Genomic DNA, 16851 nt, shown 5'->3' on the forward strand with positions numbered 1-16851 from the left:
GCAATCACTATGACGGAAGCCTTTCAGTCTGAGAACAGCGAATACCTTCCTCACCGATTGCCGGTTTCTTTCTGCGGGCCGGGCCGCTAGGGCTGGTGGTGTTCGATGAGCCAGCCGGCCATTTGGCGGGCGCGGGCCGCGGCATCGGCGTCTCCTTCGGCCGCGGAAATGATGGATCCTTTCATCAGGATGTGCCAGGACCGGGCGAACTCATCGGCCCGGTCCAGGCCGGCTTCCTCGGCCAGCGCCCGGACGTGTCCGCGGATCCGGGCAAGGTAGTCGATGCTGGCCCGCCCGAGCCGGTGTCCGGAGCCCATTTCCAGCAGAACGTTTATGAACGTGCAGGCTTCGAAGTCCTCGCGGGCGAACCAGTCGGCGAAGACATCAAAGATTGCCAGTAACTGTTGCGTGGGGGTGGTTCCGCGGGCCCGTGCCCCGGCGATGATCTGCTCTAGGGTCCAAAGCTGGTCGCGGCGGGCCAGGAAGGCCAGGACCACGTCGTCCTTGGACCGGAAGTGTCGGTAGAACGTGGCCTTGGCTACCCCCGCAGTGTCGATGAGTTCGGTGACTCCCACATCCCGGATCCCCCTGCGGGAGAAGAGTCCATACGCCGCTGCCAGAATCCTCTCTTCGGCATCCGGGCCCGCCGGTGGTGCGCCCGCCGCTCCGGTTCCCCGGACGTCGGCGCTTCGGGCGGTAGCCAAGACGCCGGGGGCGGGCAGGTCATCGGCCGAGGTTTCAGGGGTGGGCCGCAGGGGCCCGGTATGGGAATCCATGATTCAAAAATACCACCCGACCCGGGACAGACCGGTCGGTACCGCTGTAAAATTTGTCCATCGAGGTTCCGTCTACCGTCCGGAATATCACGCCCGGGCGCTGTTGAGCAAAGGAGAAGCCAATGCCGATCCAGCCAGTGGCGCTGCCGACACGGACCGGAAACGAAAAACTTTCTGCTCCTGAGGCCAGGAGGCCCGCTCGGGTGCATCTCGCGGAGATACGCGAACAGGCCGCCGGCATCATCGCGGAGGTCCTCTCAGGGACCGATCCCCGCCAGGCCCGCGCCAGGGATGCGCTCCGCAGACAATGCGCCGCTCATCCGGAAGATCCGGAGACAGCACTGGCCGAACACCTTCAGGCCATCCGGACCCTGGCGCTGGTGCCCGGCGCCTTCCGGGATCCGGCACCCGTCCATGGCCCCGCGGGGTCGTCCGTGGAGTCGAAGGAGATTGTGGGCGCTATCGGGCTCCTCTCCGGTGAGGAAGCACCTGTGCGGGACGATTCCTCGCTCCCGGGCGGAGGGGACTTCGCCGGCGCGCCTTCGGCTATGACCACGGCTGTGATCGGGGGGACACCGGCCGGCGACAGGGCTGCGGCGGCACACCTGCCAGCGGTTGAGGTCATGGACGCCGCTGACGGCGCCGTCTACCCCGGCCCCGCATGGCCGGCATCTGAGCCGGGGCACTGAATGCTCCCCGTTACTCCGCCCCCGCAAACCCCAGTCCCGGCGTCGGCCCCGGACCCGAGGCCCGAGGCCGCCGAACGCGCGGCCACAGCCAGGCCCCGGGCGTGGCGTCCGCCACGGGACGGGGACCGTACCTGGGTCAGCCACCGGCCCTCGACGTACAGCCCGGCCCGCGGGTACTGGCTCAGCTACCGCGCCGGAAAATTCACCCCCGAGCGCGAAGAGGGTGAACCGCCCCTCACAGATCCGGCCGCCCCGGCGGCCGACGGGCCCGACCCGAATGCCTGCCAGCGGACCGACGGCGGCGCAACTCTCGGCTGATCCTCGGCCCTGCCCATCATCGGCTCAGCCACGTCCGCGCGGGATGCACTTCGTGTCCTTAATCATTCCGGACCGCAAGCCGGGCGCAGCTGGGTTGTAGTGACCGGCACGGGGCCTTCCGGACCGCGGGAGTGCCCCCGACGGCATTGGCCGGCGGCTCTGAGGTCCCGGCAAGGGGTTCCCGGCACGGGGATCTGGCGGCGGTTCTCGGGCCCGGATCAGGAAACGCGCCGTCCTGGCCGGGAGGAATCCGGGCAGGCACCGTCATTGCCCGCGGTTCCGGGAATCGTGTCGAAATGACCTGCCATGGTCCCGTAAAGGGGACCCGCGTGAGAGGATGACGTACCCGGTCCCCCCGGGGCCCGGCGGTTAGGGCCCCGGTCCTGTTAGCGGCGCGGGCATTCATTCGGTCCGGGATGGGGGCGTCGACGGTGACATCGCAGTGGCTTCGTTCTGCAGGCACGATCTTTCCGCGTGGTTCCCTGCTTTCTCCTGCCGCGTGGGCTTTTCGGCATCGCCTGATCGTCTTTTTCGCCCTGGCCTCATCGTTGGGCGTGAGCGTGTTCGCGGCTCTCCAGGGCTTACCCTCACTCGATGCGCTCGTTTCCGGTGCCATCCCGGCGGTGGTGGCCATCACAGCATGGAAGGCCCCTTGCGGCCGGCGGCTCAGCAGCTCGCTGAGCGCCGCTTCGCTGATGGTCCTCGCGGCCACGGCCGTGAACGTCTCCGGGACCACGGAGGCACATTTTCTGTTCTTCATCATGGTCCCGGTAGTCGCACTTTACGAAGACTGGGCGCCGATCGCGACAGCATCCGTGATAGTCGTGGCGCACGAGCGTGTTCTCGGTTTCTTCGCCCCGGGACACCTCTACAACCATCCCGCGGCCACGGCGGCGCCCCTGCAGTGGACGCCTTTCCTCAGCGGATTGTTCCTCGCCATCTGTCTCACGAGCACCCTGCACTGGAGAATCCATGAACACGCCAGGACGGAGGAACGCCTTCTTCTGGACCGTCTGGCCCGCCAGGCGCTCCATGACCCGTTGACCGGGCTCGCGAACAGGACGCTGCTCCACGAAAGGCTGAGCCAGGCCGTCGCCGCCAGCGCCGCGGGCACACAACCTTTACTCGTCTTCTGCATCGATATTGACGGGTTCAAACCCGTCAACGACTCTCACGGCCACGCCGCCGGTGACCGGCTATTGGCAGAGCTGGGACGGCGACTCCAGGCCTGCATCAGGGCCGGGGACACCGCGGCCCGCACGGGCGGGGACGAGTTCACACTCCTGCTCCCCGCCGCCGGGACCGATACCGCAGGGCCCATGGCCCGGCGCATCATGGAGGCCATCGCCGCACCGGTCCATGTCGCGGGAACCGAGCTGAAGGTCACCGCCAGCATCGGGATAGCCATCGGCTCCGGGCTGGAAGACCCCGAAGAGCTGCTGGAGCGCGCCGACAAGGCAATGTACTCGGCCAAACACGCCGGCCGAGAACGATACTTCATCCACGGCACAGCAATAACGCCCGGCGATCAAGGCAGCTTGAGGGTCCACCCCGATCACGCCCGGGCCTGGGCCCGCTACACGAGATCCCTGCGCGCAGAGATCGACACAGCAAAAACCAAAGGCACCTTGCCCGAACAGACCCGCGGCCCCGAAACAGCACGGCGGACCCTCGAATCCCTGCTGAGGGCCATCGACCACCTGCACCCCGGCCCCCACCATGCTGAACTCACTCTTCCCCACGGTACTGCGCTTGAAGAGTTCATCTTCCACCACGACCTCGTCCAGAACTGGGCAGAAGCACTCGTCACCCAAAAAATCCTCACCCAGCGCATGCCCGCGACGGCAACCCAATTCTGGACCGAACTGCGCCAAACCCTCACCCCGTCACAACCCCCAACCGGTCCGGGCCGAGGAAACCGGCCAGTCATCGAAACCTTCCCCCTCAGCTGACCCGCAGTCCCTACCGGAACAAAATGGTCGCCGCCCAAGGCATTCAGCGTTCAAATCCGGTCCAGGCTTTCCACATGACGGCCCGGCTACCACCGGTGCGCGCGAAGTCAATGTAGCTGCTAGCAATGACTGCGGCTCCTCGGCTTGACGGGCTCAGCCCCCGCGGCTGGTGAGCGGGCCGTACCGGGGTATGGGCTTGTTCCGGACTCTGGACGCCTTCACAGGCACCGGCAGGCTACCGGATATGGACGCACTGGAGATCATCCGCGCTAGATCCCCACTGCAACCGCCGGCCAGCTGTGCTCAGCAGCGTTCGGTCACCTGAGGCAGACCGGCTCCACACACGTGGCTGCCCTCCGGGAGAATCCCTGCCAAAGAGCTGTAAAGATCAAGTTCGCCAGTCGGGCGGCCCCCGCCACCGCCAGAAGCCCGGCGGAAAGGATGGCGTAGACGACAAACATCAGACACCAGGCCCACCGTCACCGCGAACGTCAGGTTCAGCACCCCCATTGTCGGATCCACAACCCGCACGCCCCTCCTGCCAGCAGCCCTGCAAGGCCACGCACATTCCGAATAATAGCGTCGGGGGAAGCCAAACCCGCCCGGTCCAACTCGACCTGCCGGCAGTCTAACCAGCGGGGAACCTCTGGTTCCTGGAAATGAGCTTTGCCCCATCCGGGCGCAGTTCCCCGGCCGGTGAGACGTGCCGGTAGAGAGTCTGCCGCGTAATCCCCAGCTCCTTGCAGAGCTCCCCTACTTTCGTGCCGGGCTTGCCCATGGATGCCAGGGCAAGGCGGAGTTTCGCGGGCGTCATTTTGTAGGGGCGTCCGCCGTTGCGGCCCCGGGCACGCGCGGAGGCAAGCCCGGCGAGAGTGCGTTCGGAGATAAGTTCGCGTTCGAATTCGGCCAGGGCTGCGAAGATCCCGAAGACCAGCTTCCCGGACGCGGTGGTGGTGTCGATGGCTGCGCCCTGCCCGGTGAGGACTTTCAGCCCAATGCTGCGTTCGGTCAGGTCGTGGACGATGTTGACCAGATGCCTCAGGTCCCGGCCGAGCCGGTCCAGCTTCCACACCACCAGAGTGTCCTCGTTGTCGCGCAACGCCTTCAGGCAGGCGGCCAGCTGGGGTCGGTCGTCCTTCTTACCTGAGGCTTTGTCCTCATACAGCTGTCCGGGCCTGACGCCGGCGGCCAGAAGAGCATCTCTCTGCATGTCAGTGCTCTGAGATCCGTCGGCCTTGGAGACCCGCGCATATCCGACCAACACAGCATTTACCCTTCGTCATTTATACGTTCGTTTAAGTGACACCGAGTTTTCAATCTGGTTCGAAATCAGAATATGTCACTTAAGCCGTTACTTATTCTACGTCAGTCAAAGGGCTGTCCTCCTTCTGTTTGTGACAGGAAGTCAAGGGGTATCCCAAGCTCGGCGAAGGTGTCCCGAAGACCGCGGACGGATTCCTGACTGCGGCACCCGTAGCGTGCGAAGTCGAAGAGGTGCTTCGCGACCACTGGATCCGTTTTGGCTGCTGCGATGCACGCATCCCGGGTAGCCGTCACCTGATTCCATAGCTCGTCCAGTGTCGGCTGCTTCTGCGTGCCCGCGCGAGCTGTCGGTGATCCGGGCGGGGTCCCACTGCTGATCGGTGCCTTCGGTTCGGAACGCAGAAGGTACCCGGAGGTACCCAGGGCGGTCAGGGAGTCGCCCTCGACCATTTCCATCGCGGCGGCAGCGGCTTCGAGCAGTTGCTGCTGCCTGGTCCAGTGGAGGGTCTCAAACGGTTGCCATGAGTGCAGGCCGGCCCGGAACGGGTGGCCGCAGTGGTCCCAGACCCGGCGCACGTCCTCTAGTTGCCGGCCGTATCGTCCCTGTGCCGTGCTGAGTTCGTCCAGGAGGGTCCGCAGCAGCCGGAACCAGACTCCGGCGTGAACCGAGCGCCGGGGCAGGTCGACGGATCCTGTTGTTATTGCCTGCCAGGTGCGCCGGTCCATCAGGGTCAATGACTCCGGGAGTTCCCGCTGGTCATGGGTGGGAGTTGTCCACTTGATGTAGTCCGCAGGGTGTCCTTCATAGGTCTCGAGCCGGTGTCGGTGTACCGGGCAGCTGGCCATGAGCGGCAGTTGCCAGAAGAGCAGTATCGTCGCGCCGGACTCCAGGCATTCGCGGCATCCCCGCAGCACCCTGGTTTCCGCGAGCCATGGCAGCCACTTCCGCGGTGTATAGATTTGGCGCCGCGCCGGTGGCAGGAGTACCGAGAACTGGTGCACATAGGTTTCGTAAGTATCGGGTGCAGGGGTGAGGGAGTCGAAGAGCCATGGCACCCAGCCGACCATGGTCATGGCCTGTACGCGGTCCTGGTCGAGGCCCGTACGTTTGGCGAGCTCGTCGAGCAGGTGACCTGGCGGGTCCAGATCCAGCTCTGCGTCGCTGAGTTCCCGGTGACCGAGTCCGTGTTCGAGCAGCTGGTGGGAGTACATGCCGTAGCTACTCGCCGTCCTCCGCAGCCAGGAGGACAAAGATTCCGTTGCTGCAGGTGCCGGATGAAGGGGCCAGCGCTCCGGCGGTCTCACATCAGTTCGCGTTCAAACAAGCGGCGCCGTTCGGTAGGTCCTGCATAGTCAGCCATAACCAGAGTGCGGCGATTGATACGCTCTTCACCGCTTTCCACGGCAGCGATCGCCGCGGTCGTCAGGAGCCGGGCGAGTTCGCCAATGGTTCCCTCACTTCGGGCGAGTAAATACTGCGCCATATCGGCGGTAGCGATGTCCGAGGGGCGCTGCAGCGGCAGGGCGGCCGCGAAGCTGGCCAACAACGACAGAGTGTCCACACCCGCGTTCCACAAGGGAAGGACGATGGGTTCAAACCGGTTCTCCAGCTGATCATCGGAACGAACCGCAAGATATGCCTCCCGCGTTCCGACGCCGACGATCGGGATGCGCAGCTCGTTGCCCAGGAACCGCAGGAGATTGAGGAACTCCCGACGGCTGTTGCCCTGCCCGGCAAGGACATTGTGCAGCTCGTCGATGACGAGCATGCGCACCCCCGTCAAGCGCAGCAGTTTCAGCAAGATCTGCTCCACGTCAGCCAGCCGCCGCCGTGGTTGAAGCGGTGCCCCAAGCGCGGCCAGGAGCGCGATGTAGAAGCGCAGCACGGAAGGCTCAGACGGCATCTGCACGCACAACACCGGAACGTTTTCCCGCTCTGGCTCGGCCACGGGCGGGTGTCCCCGGCGGAACTTTTCCACGATCATCGACTTGCCGTTGTTCGTCGGCCCGATCAGCAACAGGTTCGGCATGCGCTGTTTGTCCGGCCAAGACAGCAGGGACTCCAGGCGGGCCACCGCTTCCACCGCGCGCGGGTAGCCGATCCACCGGTCGGCCCGGATCAATTCAACCCGTTCGTTCGCAGGCAACCGTGCCGCGTCCCGCACACTCAGGTGCAGGTGGGACAACTCCGGTGCCTCGTACTCAGGCATGGTCACCACTGCTCGATTTGATCGAAGACCGGCACCTGGGCCGCATCCGCGGGCGTGTCCGGTGCCTGCTCAGCAGCGGCTTCGGGCGGGAGTAACCGGGCGGGTGTCCCGGCCCGACGTGGCGTCGATGCGTTGCGGCGCTCGGCCTCGCGGCGCGTGCGCTTGGTAATCTTCAAGGCACTGTTCGCGATCTCTCGCATTTGCTCGATTGTGCGGAACAATGCCGCCTCATCCACTTGCGCTACGCCGCGCTCGTGTAGCCGCGCTAGGGCGTGCCGGTGTTCCCACAGGCTCACGGAGGGGTTAGCCATCGTCCGGTAAGGGACCTCGACATAGTGAGCCCCCTCTGGTTCCAACACCCAGATTCTGCTGATGTCCCTGGGATCCCGGCGGATCAAGAACGGCCCAAGCGTCTCGCGCCGGCTGATCCACGGTTTCAGCGCATTTGAGAAATAGTGGACATGGTCGATCACGAAGCCCGTCCGCGTCAGGGTACGACGCACGACGGGAAGGAAATCGACCAGGAACGCTGTCGGGTTCGAGGCCACCGCTGGCAGACCTGTGGCCGCGACCCCTTCCGCCCACCGACCAGCCGGTGTCTGCCCCAGCGTGCTGTGGATGGTGCCGTGGTAGTTAGTGACGGCAAGGGTCATCCATTTCTCCAGCTCGCGCAGGGTCAGCGCCGCCTTCCGGTTCGAGTCATACCGGCCCCGTTCGCTGGGGTTGGAAAAAGTGGTCCCGGGAAGTTCGTGAATTTGCTTCATTGCGGTGCCGATCAGGCGTTCCACGATCCCGCCATAATGAGGGCGGCCCAGCGGACGGTAGGCCAGCTCGATACCGTGTTGCTCGCATCCCCGCCGGAGCGCCTCGCTCTTGAATTCGCTGGCATTATCCAGGTAAAGCAGTCGCGGCTTCCCGCACATGGGCCACCCCGCCTCAATACCCAGACCTTCAAGCCACGGCCGTTTGTCGGTGGCGGCATGCGCCAGGCACAGTCCGACCGACACTGCCGAGGGCGCCTCCAGGGTCACCACCATGCCAACAATGCACCGGCTGTAAACATCGATCGCGACAGTCAAATACGGACGACCAATCGGTCGCCGCTCCCGCTCGTCCACGACGATCACGTCGATCACAGTGTGGTCGATCTGCACCCGCTCCAGAATCGAGCCGACCGCCGGCACCTCGTCCCCAGCAGACTGCAACGGCCGCACCGCATCGGCGCCTCCCCTGCGCCGGCCTACCTCAACGGGGTTCAACTCCCGGATGCGCCGCTCCACCGTGTTTCGGGCCGGGACAGGAAGCTGCCGTGCTCTGCACGCCGCAGCAATATCCCGATACACCGCAGCCAAAGTCCGTTTCTGCCGGGTCAGGAACTGCTTCCGCACCATCACCCGGACAAGGTCCTCGACCTCCTCTGACAGACGCGCTGTTCCTTTCCCTCCGGAGGAACGGCCAGGAACCAAATCCGTCAGCAACCCAGACCCGTCGCGTTGGCGTCTGATCAGCACGTACACCTGGCGTCGCGATATGCCCAACGCCGCGGCGGCAGCATCAACCGCTGCCCTGCCAACAACCGCATGTGAAGCCAAGGGCGCGATCACCGCCGAAACCGACTTAGCCCGATCCCATAGAACATCCGGCATCGTCAACGTGCCCGGCTCACGAAGGGGCACCGATTCCGCATCCACTCCGCCACCTCCCTCGCCGTGCAGAGGAGTAGTAAGCAAAAACGACCCTAGTGCAGAGGAGTACGGAAAAACCAGTGCCCAATACCCATCTGCACAACCACGGAGACAGAGGGACCGTCGTGCAGACGAGTGTGGAAAATGACATTTTGGAGGGCTCCCGGTCTTCCATCTCGACACAGGCACAAAGGGTCGTTTATGAGCATCCCTCGGGAGCAGGTAGCGAGACTTCGACGCTCTCCCTGCACAGGAACGACGACAACGAGCGGCAACGCGCTCACGGGTCCTCTGAGTCGGTGCTGACCGAGATGGTGCCGCTCACCGTCTCGGTCGCCGGGTAGATTGAAACCAACAATAAATGGCTACCGTATGTGGCTGGAGACTGCCGCATCACAAGTTCATTTGAATCGGGAACAAACGCAAGGGGTACGGGCCGTGGCGCTCAAGAAATCAGATCTTTACAGCTCGCTTTGGAAGAGCTGTGATGAGCTGCGCGGTGGCATGGACGCCAGTCAGTACAAGGACTACATCCTGACGATGCTGTTCGTGAAGTACGTCTCGGATAAAGCCAAGACCGATCCGAATTCGCTGATCCAGGTCCCTCTCGGCGGTTCCTTCGACGACATGATCGCGCTCAAGGGCGACAAGGAGATCGGCGACAAGGTCAACAAGATCATCGCAAAACTTGCCGAAGCCAACGACTTGCAAAAGGTCATCGATCTCGCTGACTTCAATGACGAGGAAAAGCTCGGCAAGGGCAAGGAGATGCAGGACCGACTCTCCAAGCTCGTCACTATCTTCCAGGAACTCGACTTCCGTGGCTCCCATGCTGAGGGCGACGACCTTCTTGGCGATGCCTACGAATACCTCATGCGTCACTTCGCTACCGAGTCAGGAAAGTCAAAGGGACAGTTCTATACCCCGGCCGAGGTCTCACGAGTGATCGCGAAGCTGATAAGCGTGACACCGGATACGCCCCGCTCAGCCACGGTCTACGACCCCACCTGCGGTTCTGGTTCCTTGCTGCTCAAGGTGGCAGCCCAATCACGCAACGGGCTGACCATCTATGGCCAGGAGAAGGACAACGCCACCTGGGCACTGTCCAAGATGAACATGATCCTGCACGGCAATGAGATCGCAGACATCCGCAAGGGCGATACGATTACCAGCCCGCAGTTCACCAAAGGCGACGGCCTGGATACTTTCGACTTCATTGTGGCCAACCCACCGTTCTCCATCAAATCCTGGAGCAACGGTTTGGAGAACGACTTCGGGCGCTTTGAATACGGCGCACCACCTGAAAAGAACGGCGACTACGCGTTCCTTCTCCACGTTCTCAAGTCGATGAAGAGCACGGGCAAAGCTGCTGTCATCCTTCCGCACGGCGTCCTGTTTCGCGGCAACGCTGAAGCTAGCATCCGCAAGCAGCTCCTCAAACGCGGCTTCATCAAGGGCATCATCGGACTGCCCGCCAACCTCTTCTATGGCACCGGTATTCCGGCCTGCATCATCGTGCTCGATAAGGAAAACGCCCAGAGCCGTACAGGGGTCTTCATGATCGACGCCTCCAAGGGCTTCCTAAAAGACGGCAATAAAAACCGCATCCGTTCCCAGGACATGCACAAGATCGTGGATGTCTTCGTCAAGCAGCAGGAAGTCGAGCGCTATTCGCGCATGGTGCCGCTATCTGAGATTAGTAGTGACGCCAATGACTTCAACCTCAACATCCCGCGCTACATCGATTCGTCGGAGCCCGAAGACATCCAGGATCTCTATGCGCACATACATGGCGGCATCCCTAGTCGCGACATTGACGCTCTGAGCGCCAGCTGGGACGCGTTCCCGACGCTGCGGCAGCAGTTGTTCAAGAGGGCAGGACGCGAGGGATACAGCGAACTGACCGTCGACATCTCAGACGTACAGCAGGCCATCCTGGATTCGGAGGAATTCGCCAGGTTCTCCGACAAAGCCCGCGCTGAGCTTGCTGCCTGGTACACCGCTCATCGTGCTGCCCTGGAATCGATCGACGAGGACACGAAGCCCAACGACCTAGTTGCCGAGCTGGGCGACGACCTTCTCGCGCGATTCAAGGACACGGCACTGCTTGACGAATACAACGTTTATGAGCAACTCATGACGTACTGGCATGGCACGATGCATGATGACGTCTTCCTGGTCATGCACGAGGGCTGGCTCCACGCGGCCAAGCCACGCAAGACAATCGAAGATAAGGACCGCAAGATATCCGAGACCCCGGATCTCGTGGTTGGTGCAGGCCGGTCGGCTATCAAGTACAAGATGGACTTGATCCCGCCCGCTTTGATTGTGAACCGTTACTTCGCCAAGGAGCAGGCCTACCTTGACCAACTGGCTGCCGTAGTGGACGACGTAGCGCGCCAAATTGAGGAGTACACCGAGGAACACGCCGGCGAAGAGGGGCTGCTCGCCGATGCCATGGACGATGGCAAGATCAGCAAGGCCCTGGCCACTGCCCGACTTAAAGAATGCAAACGGGAACATGGGGACACGGACGAGATCAAAGCCCTCGAACATCTGATCAAGATCTACAACGGTGAGTCAGGTGCCAAGAAACTCGCCAAGGACGCGGAGTCCAAGCTGAACAGCGATGTCCTCGCCCAATATGGCAAGCTCACTGAGGAGGATGTGAAGGAGCTCGTACTCGACGACAAATGGCAGGCTTCGATTACGCACAGAATTACCAGTGAAATCACGGAGCTGACCCACAATCTAGTTGGGCGGATCAAACAGCTCGGTGAACGGTACGACGAAACAGTAAGCGATCTGGAGTCTGAGCTGGAGACACTTAGCACCAAAGTTTCTCGTCATCTCGCTGACATGGGGGTCAAATGAGCTTAACGACAGGCGAAGCTAAATCGTCCGCTGGACCGGATGGTTGGAATTCTGTTGGGTTGATGGACCTTGTGTCCATACGCAATGGTCAGGTCAGTCCCCTGCAGGTGCCATATCGTTCAATGGTGCTGGTAGCGCCGGATCATGTTGAATCTGGCACGGGACGGCTTCTCGCGAAGGAATCGGCGTCTAGGCAAGGTGCCATCAGCGGCAAGTACCTCGTTGAACCGGGCGACGTCATCTACAGCAAGATCCGTCCGTACCTGCAAAAGGCAGTGCTGAGCGACTTCACGGGTCTTTGCAGTGCCGACATGTATCCACTACGGCCTAAGCCCGGAGTCGACGGCACGTTCGTATTGAATCTAATCCTCTCGCAGCCGTTCACGGACTTTGCCGTAAGTGTCTCTGCTCGTAGTGGCATCCCCAAAATGAATCGTGTCGAGATGGCTGAGTTCACCACGTTGGCTCCGCCCCCGTCAGAACAGAAAGCAATTGGGCAAGTTCTGACTGATGTCGATTCCCTGATCGCCTCATTGGAGCGCTTAGTTGCTAAGAAACAGGCAATCAAGCAGGGGATGATGCAGCAGCTCCTGAGTGGCAAGACTCGCCTGCCGGGGTTTGCCGGCGAGTGGATTCGCAAGCCGCTGAAGGAGTTAGTCCAAACACCAATTACGGACGGACCACACCTGACACCAAAATTCTTATCGGCTGGAGTTCCGTTCCTTTCAGTGAACAACTTAGTTGACGGAAGGCTCGATCTCTCCGATATCCGGTATGTGTCAAAGTCCGATCACGTCGAGTTTTCAAAGAAATGTGCTCCACGACGCGGTGACATCCTTCTTGGGAAGGCTGCATCTGTCGGGAAAGTTGCTATCGTCGAGTCTGATATTGAATTCAATATTTGGTCGCCAATTGCCATGATTCGTATTGGGCACGAAAATTTTGCGCGTTTTGTCTACTACCAGCTCAAAAGCGCTTCCGCTGCAAATCAAATCGCGCTGCTCACGAATACATCATCTCAAGGAAATATCGGGATGCGTGACATTGAGAAGTTGATTATCCACCTACCTCCTCGTGAAGAACAAGTTGCGATTGCTTCCGCTCTCGCTGACGCAGACACTGACATCTATGCAACACAGGACCGCCTGACTAAAGCGATGTCAATCAAGCAAGGCATGATGCAAGAACTACTGACTGGTCGCACGCGATTGCAGCCTCTGAAGGCCACATCATGAGGAAGGGTCTCAGACGTATTTTTGGGGGAAATGAATCATGAGCACTGTTGGACAGGTGGAACGTAAGACACAGGACCGCGTCATTGATCTGTTTCAGCATGAGCTCGACTACGAGTACCTAGGCAATTGGGGGTACCGCGAAAACAACTCACACTTAGAGCTCAGCTTGCTTGAACAAAACCTGCAGGACCGTGGCTACGATGCCAATCTGATCAACAAAGCTGTTGAACAGCTCAAGAAGACGGCGTCTCTGGGCGGCGGCCGCAGTCTTTACGAAGCCAACCACGAGGCCTATAATCTGCTTCGCTACGGCGTAAAGGTCAAGCCGGGTATTGGCGAACAAACCGAGACCGTCTGGCTGGTGGACTGGCACAACCCCGAGGCCAACCGCTTCTCTGTTGCTGAGGAAGTATCGATCAAGGGCGAGCACGGCAAGCGGCCGGATGTCGTTCTCTACGTTAACGGCCTGGCGCTTGGTGTCATCGAACTTAAGCGCTCAAAAGTGGCGGTTTCTGAGGGTATCCGGCAGAACATTGGCAACCAAAAAAAGGACTTCATTCGTCCTTTCTTCACTACGGTGCAGCTGGTCATGGCCGGCAATGACGTCGAGGGCCTGCGCTACGGCCTCATTGATACGGCTGAGAAGTATTGGCTGGAATGGAAAGAACCGTCTGACATCCAGGAGCCGCTCGATCGCGCGCTCGTGCAGATGTGTTCAAAGAGCCGCTTCTTAGAAATCATCCATGACTTCATGGTGTTTGACGGTGGTACGAAGAAGACTTGTCGCCACAACCAGTTTTTCGGCGTCAAGGCCGCCCAGGAGCGCATCGCGAAGCGTGAAGGTGGCATTATTTGGCACACCCAAGGGTCCGGTAAATCGCTCACCATGGTGTGGCTCGCCAAGTGGATCCGTGAGCACCAGACACGCGGCGACAGCCAGGCCCGTGTCCTCATCATCACGGACCGTACCGAGCTGGATGATCAGATCAAGCGAGTCTTTAGCGGTGTCAATGAGGAAATCTACCGCACGAAGAGCGGCGCCGATCTTATGGGTTCCCTGAACAGCAATGATCCGTGGCTGATGTGTTCGCTCGTGCACAAATTCCGCGGCGGCGATGACGACCAAGCCCAAAACGACGCCGATGGCGACTTTATCGCTGAGCTCAACTCCAAGATCCCCGCCGGCTTCTCCGCCAAGGGCAATCTGTTCGTCTTCGTCGACGAAGCGCACCGCACCCAGTCCGGAAAAATGCACAAGGCCATGAAGCAGTTGCTTCCCGGGGCAATGTTCATCGGTTTCACTGGCACCCCGCTCCTCAAAGCCGACAAGGCCACCAGCATCGAGACCTTCGGCAGTTTCATCCACACCTATAAGTTCAATCAAGCGGTCGAAGACGGCGTGGTGCTCGACCTTCGTTACGAGGCGCGCAACATCGATCAAGACCTTATCTCCTCCTCCAAAATCGACCAGTGGTTCGATGCCAAGACCAAGGGCATGACGGATCTTTCCAAGGCTGAGCTCAAGAAGCGCTGGGGCACGATGCAAAAGGTCGTCAGCTCCGAGCCCCGATCGAAGCAGATCGTCAACGACATCCTGCTCGACATGGAGACGAAGCCGCGTCTTATGGATAACCAGGGCAATGCCATGCTCGTTGGGTCCAGCATCTACCAGGCATGCAAGTTCTACGAGATGTTCTGCCAGGCCGGATTCAAGGGCAAGTGCGCCATCGTCACGAGCTACATCCCTCAGGCTAGCGATATCTCCAAAGAGGATTCAGGCCACGGTGCAACGGAAAAACTGCGCCAATACGACATCTATCGGCAGATGCTTGCCGATCACTTCGATGAACCGGCTGATCAAGCGGTCACGAAGATCGAGCAGTTCGAAAAGGAAGTCAAAGACCGCTTCATCAACGAGCCGGGCCAGATGCGTCTACTGATCGTTGTCGATAAGCTGCTGACCGGATTCGACGCGCCATCGGCGACCTACCTGTACATCGACAAGAAGATGCGGGACCACGGACTCTTCCAGGCCATCTGCCGTGTCAATCGGCTCGACGGTGACGACAAGGACTACGGCTACATCGTCGATTACCAGGATCTCTTCAACTCCCTGGAAAACGCCATTACTGACTACACGTCGGGAGCGCTCGACGGCTACGCGAAGTCCGACATCGACGGTCTGCTCAAAGACCGCATCCAACAGGCCCGTGAAGACCTGGGCGATGCCCTCGAACGCATCCGCGCGCTGTGCGAGCCGGTCGAACCACCCCAGGGAACACTGCAATACCAGCATTTCTTCTGCGCGAGGGAACAGGGCAACGGCCAGCAGATTAAGAACAACGAAGCCAAGCGCGTCGAGCTCTACAAGTCCGTTGCCGCTTTGGTCCGGACGTACGGCGCCATCGCCAATGACATGGCCGAGGCCGGTTACAGCGAGACAGAAACAGCCGCTATCGCCATGGAAGTCACCCACTACGTCGCGGTCCGTGACGAGGTCAAGCTTGGTGCCGGCGAAAACGTCGACTTTAAACAGTACGAAGCTGGCATGCGCTTCCTGCTTGATACTTACATCCGGGCTGATGCCTCCGAGGTCGTCGCCGACTTCCAAAACGTCGGGCTCGTTGACCTCATCGTTGAACAAGGGGCCGCTGCGATCGACAAGCTTCCTGCCGGGATCAAGAAGGATCCTGAAGCTGTCGCCGAAACCATTGCCAACAACATCCGCAAAGTCATCATCGACGAGAACGCGATGAACCCAAAGTACTACGAGACCATGTCCAGCCTGCTTGACGCGATCATTGAGCAACGACGACAAGGCGCTATTGACTACAAAGAGTACCTAGAGCAGCTGATCGCCCACGCCCAGAAGGTCGGCTCTAAGGAATCAGATACCGTCTACCCTGCGTGGGCATCAAACGGTGCGCAACGGGCTATCGTCGACTTCGGCTGGGCAGATCCTGCGACGCCCATCCAGGTCGACACCGCCATCATGACCAGCAAGCCGCACGGCTGGGTCGGCAACACGATCAAGGAAAGAGAAGTCGCACGAGCAATTCGTCGCGTCCTACCGGCCGGTTTCGACCGCTTCGATGAACTGTTCGATTTGATAAGGGCCCGAAATGAGTACCGCTAGCGCTTATCTCACCGTCTCCGGGATCGATGTGGATGTTATCTACAAGAACATCAAGAATTTACACATCGCCGTCTACCCTCCCCTCGGTCGCGTGCGCGTAGCGGCTCCAGAACGACTTGACGACGAGACGATCAGACTTGCCGTCGTGCAACGACTGCCGTGGATCAAGAAACAACGTGAGCAGCTTCGCAACGCCGTTCGCCAGACCGAACGCGAAATGGTGACAGGAGAATCCCACTACGTGTGGGGTAAGCGATACCGACTCAAGGTCATCAACGAACCTGGGCGGATTCGGTTTGATGTCGCGGGCAAGCGGCTAACGGTACACGCTCCGAAAGACAGCACTGCGGGCAAGCGTCGTGAAGCTATGGATGAGTGGTACCGCACGGCGCTCAAACACGAGATCGCTGAACTCATAGCGAAGTGGCAGCCAATTGTGGGACGCAGCGTGGCGAAATGCACCGTACGCCGTATGAAGACCAAGTGGGGCAGCTGCAACCGCGAGTCAGCCCACATTTGGTTGAATCTGGAGCTTGGTAAGAAGCACCCCAACTGCCTGGAGTACATCGTCGTGCACGAGATGACTCATCTGTTGGAACGTAATCACAACGATCACTTCACCGAGCTCATGGACACGTTTCTACCGGACTGGCGAGCCCGCCGCGATGAATTAAACACCGCACCACTACGCAATGAAATTTGGGGGAAATAGT

The 16851-nt window shown here is 60.6% G+C and carries 11 protein-coding genes; 6 read left to right on the forward strand and 5 right to left on the reverse strand.

The features are described from left to right. Positions 1–86: 86 nt before the first annotated feature. On the reverse strand, positions 87–776 hold the full coding sequence (locus HNO80_RS15880; RefSeq protein ID WP_175323818.1) for a TetR/AcrR family transcriptional regulator: 690 nt from the start codon (positions 774–776) through the stop codon (positions 87–89). Positions 777–898: 122 nt separating this feature from the next. On the opposite strand from HNO80_RS15880, the gene HNO80_RS15885 reads away from it, so the two are divergent. Beyond that, entirely contained in the window at positions 899–1465 is a 567-nt protein-coding gene (locus HNO80_RS15885) for a hypothetical protein (RefSeq protein ID WP_175323819.1), read from the forward strand. A gap of 872 nt (positions 1466–2337) precedes the next feature. Continuing rightward, positions 2338–3735 carry a diguanylate cyclase domain-containing protein gene (locus HNO80_RS15890; protein ID WP_175323820.1) on the forward strand — a complete coding sequence of 466 codons (1398 nt, stop codon included), beginning with the start codon at positions 2338–2340 and terminating at the stop codon, positions 3733–3735. A 628-nt stretch (positions 3736–4363) separates the two neighbouring features. Here the strand turns inward: HNO80_RS15890 and HNO80_RS15895 are convergent. From HNO80_RS15895 to HNO80_RS15910, 4 genes are all read right to left on the reverse strand, one after another. Then, positions 4364–4999 (reverse strand): recombinase family protein, encoded by a 636-nt coding sequence (locus HNO80_RS15895; RefSeq protein WP_175323821.1) that lies wholly within the window; start codon positions 4997–4999, stop codon positions 4364–4366. Between the two features lie 101 nt (positions 5000–5100). After that, on the reverse strand, positions 5101–6303 hold the full coding sequence (locus tag HNO80_RS15900) for a TniQ family protein (RefSeq protein ID WP_349627376.1): 1203 nt from the start codon (positions 6301–6303) through the stop codon (positions 5101–5103). Further along, the gene (locus tag HNO80_RS15905; RefSeq protein ID WP_175323823.1) at positions 6300–7208 is read right to left on the reverse strand and encodes a TniB family NTP-binding protein; all 909 of its coding nucleotides are present in this window, start codon (positions 7206–7208) and stop codon (positions 6300–6302) included. Before HNO80_RS15905 ends, HNO80_RS15900 begins: the two co-directional genes overlap by 4 nt. Before the next feature lie 2 nt (positions 7209–7210). After that, the gene (locus HNO80_RS15910) at positions 7211–8899 is read right to left on the reverse strand and encodes a TnsB C-terminal domain-containing protein (RefSeq protein WP_175323824.1); all 1689 of its coding nucleotides are present in this window, start codon (positions 8897–8899) and stop codon (positions 7211–7213) included. Between the two features lie 432 nt (positions 8900–9331). On the opposite strand from HNO80_RS15910, the gene HNO80_RS15915 reads away from it, so the two are divergent. The 4 genes from HNO80_RS15915 to HNO80_RS15930 are packed head-to-tail and all read left to right on the forward strand — an operon-like array spanning position 9332 to position 16850. Beyond that, a complete protein-coding gene (locus tag HNO80_RS15915) occupies positions 9332–11767 on the forward strand; it encodes a type I restriction-modification system subunit M (protein ID WP_349627377.1) in 2436 nt (811 codons plus the stop codon). Beyond that, a complete protein-coding gene (locus HNO80_RS15920) occupies positions 11764–13002 on the forward strand; it encodes a restriction endonuclease subunit S (protein ID WP_175323826.1) in 1239 nt (412 codons plus the stop codon). The genes HNO80_RS15915 and HNO80_RS15920 overlap by 4 nt, the downstream gene beginning before the upstream one ends. A 37-nt stretch (positions 13003–13039) precedes the next feature. Continuing rightward, complete coding sequence (locus HNO80_RS15925; protein ID WP_175323827.1) at positions 13040–16138, forward strand: type I restriction endonuclease subunit R; 3099 nt, start codon at positions 13040–13042, stop codon at positions 16136–16138. Next, complete coding sequence (locus tag HNO80_RS15930; RefSeq protein ID WP_175323828.1) at positions 16125–16850, forward strand: M48 family metallopeptidase; 726 nt, start codon at positions 16125–16127, stop codon at positions 16848–16850. The genes HNO80_RS15925 and HNO80_RS15930 overlap by 14 nt, the downstream gene beginning before the upstream one ends. The last annotated feature ends 1 nt before the right edge of the window (position 16851 follow it).

This window comes from Arthrobacter sp. C9C5, from assembly GCF_013359735.1.
GTDB lineage: Bacteria > Actinomycetota > Actinomycetes > Actinomycetales > Micrococcaceae > Arthrobacter.

Bases quoted from the DNA above. Each gene is read 5' to 3' on its own strand.
- HNO80_RS15880 (WP_175323818.1), bottom strand. From the start codon at position 776: ATGGATTCCCATACCGGGCCCCTGCGGCCCACCCCTGAAACCTCGGCC.
- HNO80_RS15885 (WP_175323819.1), top strand. From the start codon at position 899: ATGCCGATCCAGCCAGTGGCGCTGCCGACACGGACCGGAAACGAAAAA.
- HNO80_RS15905 (WP_175323823.1), bottom strand. From the start codon at position 7,208: ATGCCTGAGTACGAGGCACCGGAGTTGTCCCACCTGCACCTGAGTGTG.
- HNO80_RS15920 (WP_175323826.1), top strand. From the start codon at position 11,764: ATGAGCTTAACGACAGGCGAAGCTAAATCGTCCGCTGGACCGGATGGT.
- HNO80_RS15925 (WP_175323827.1), top strand. From the start codon at position 13,040: ATGAGCACTGTTGGACAGGTGGAACGTAAGACACAGGACCGCGTCATT.
- HNO80_RS15930 (WP_175323828.1), top strand. From the start codon at position 16,125: ATGAGTACCGCTAGCGCTTATCTCACCGTCTCCGGGATCGATGTGGAT.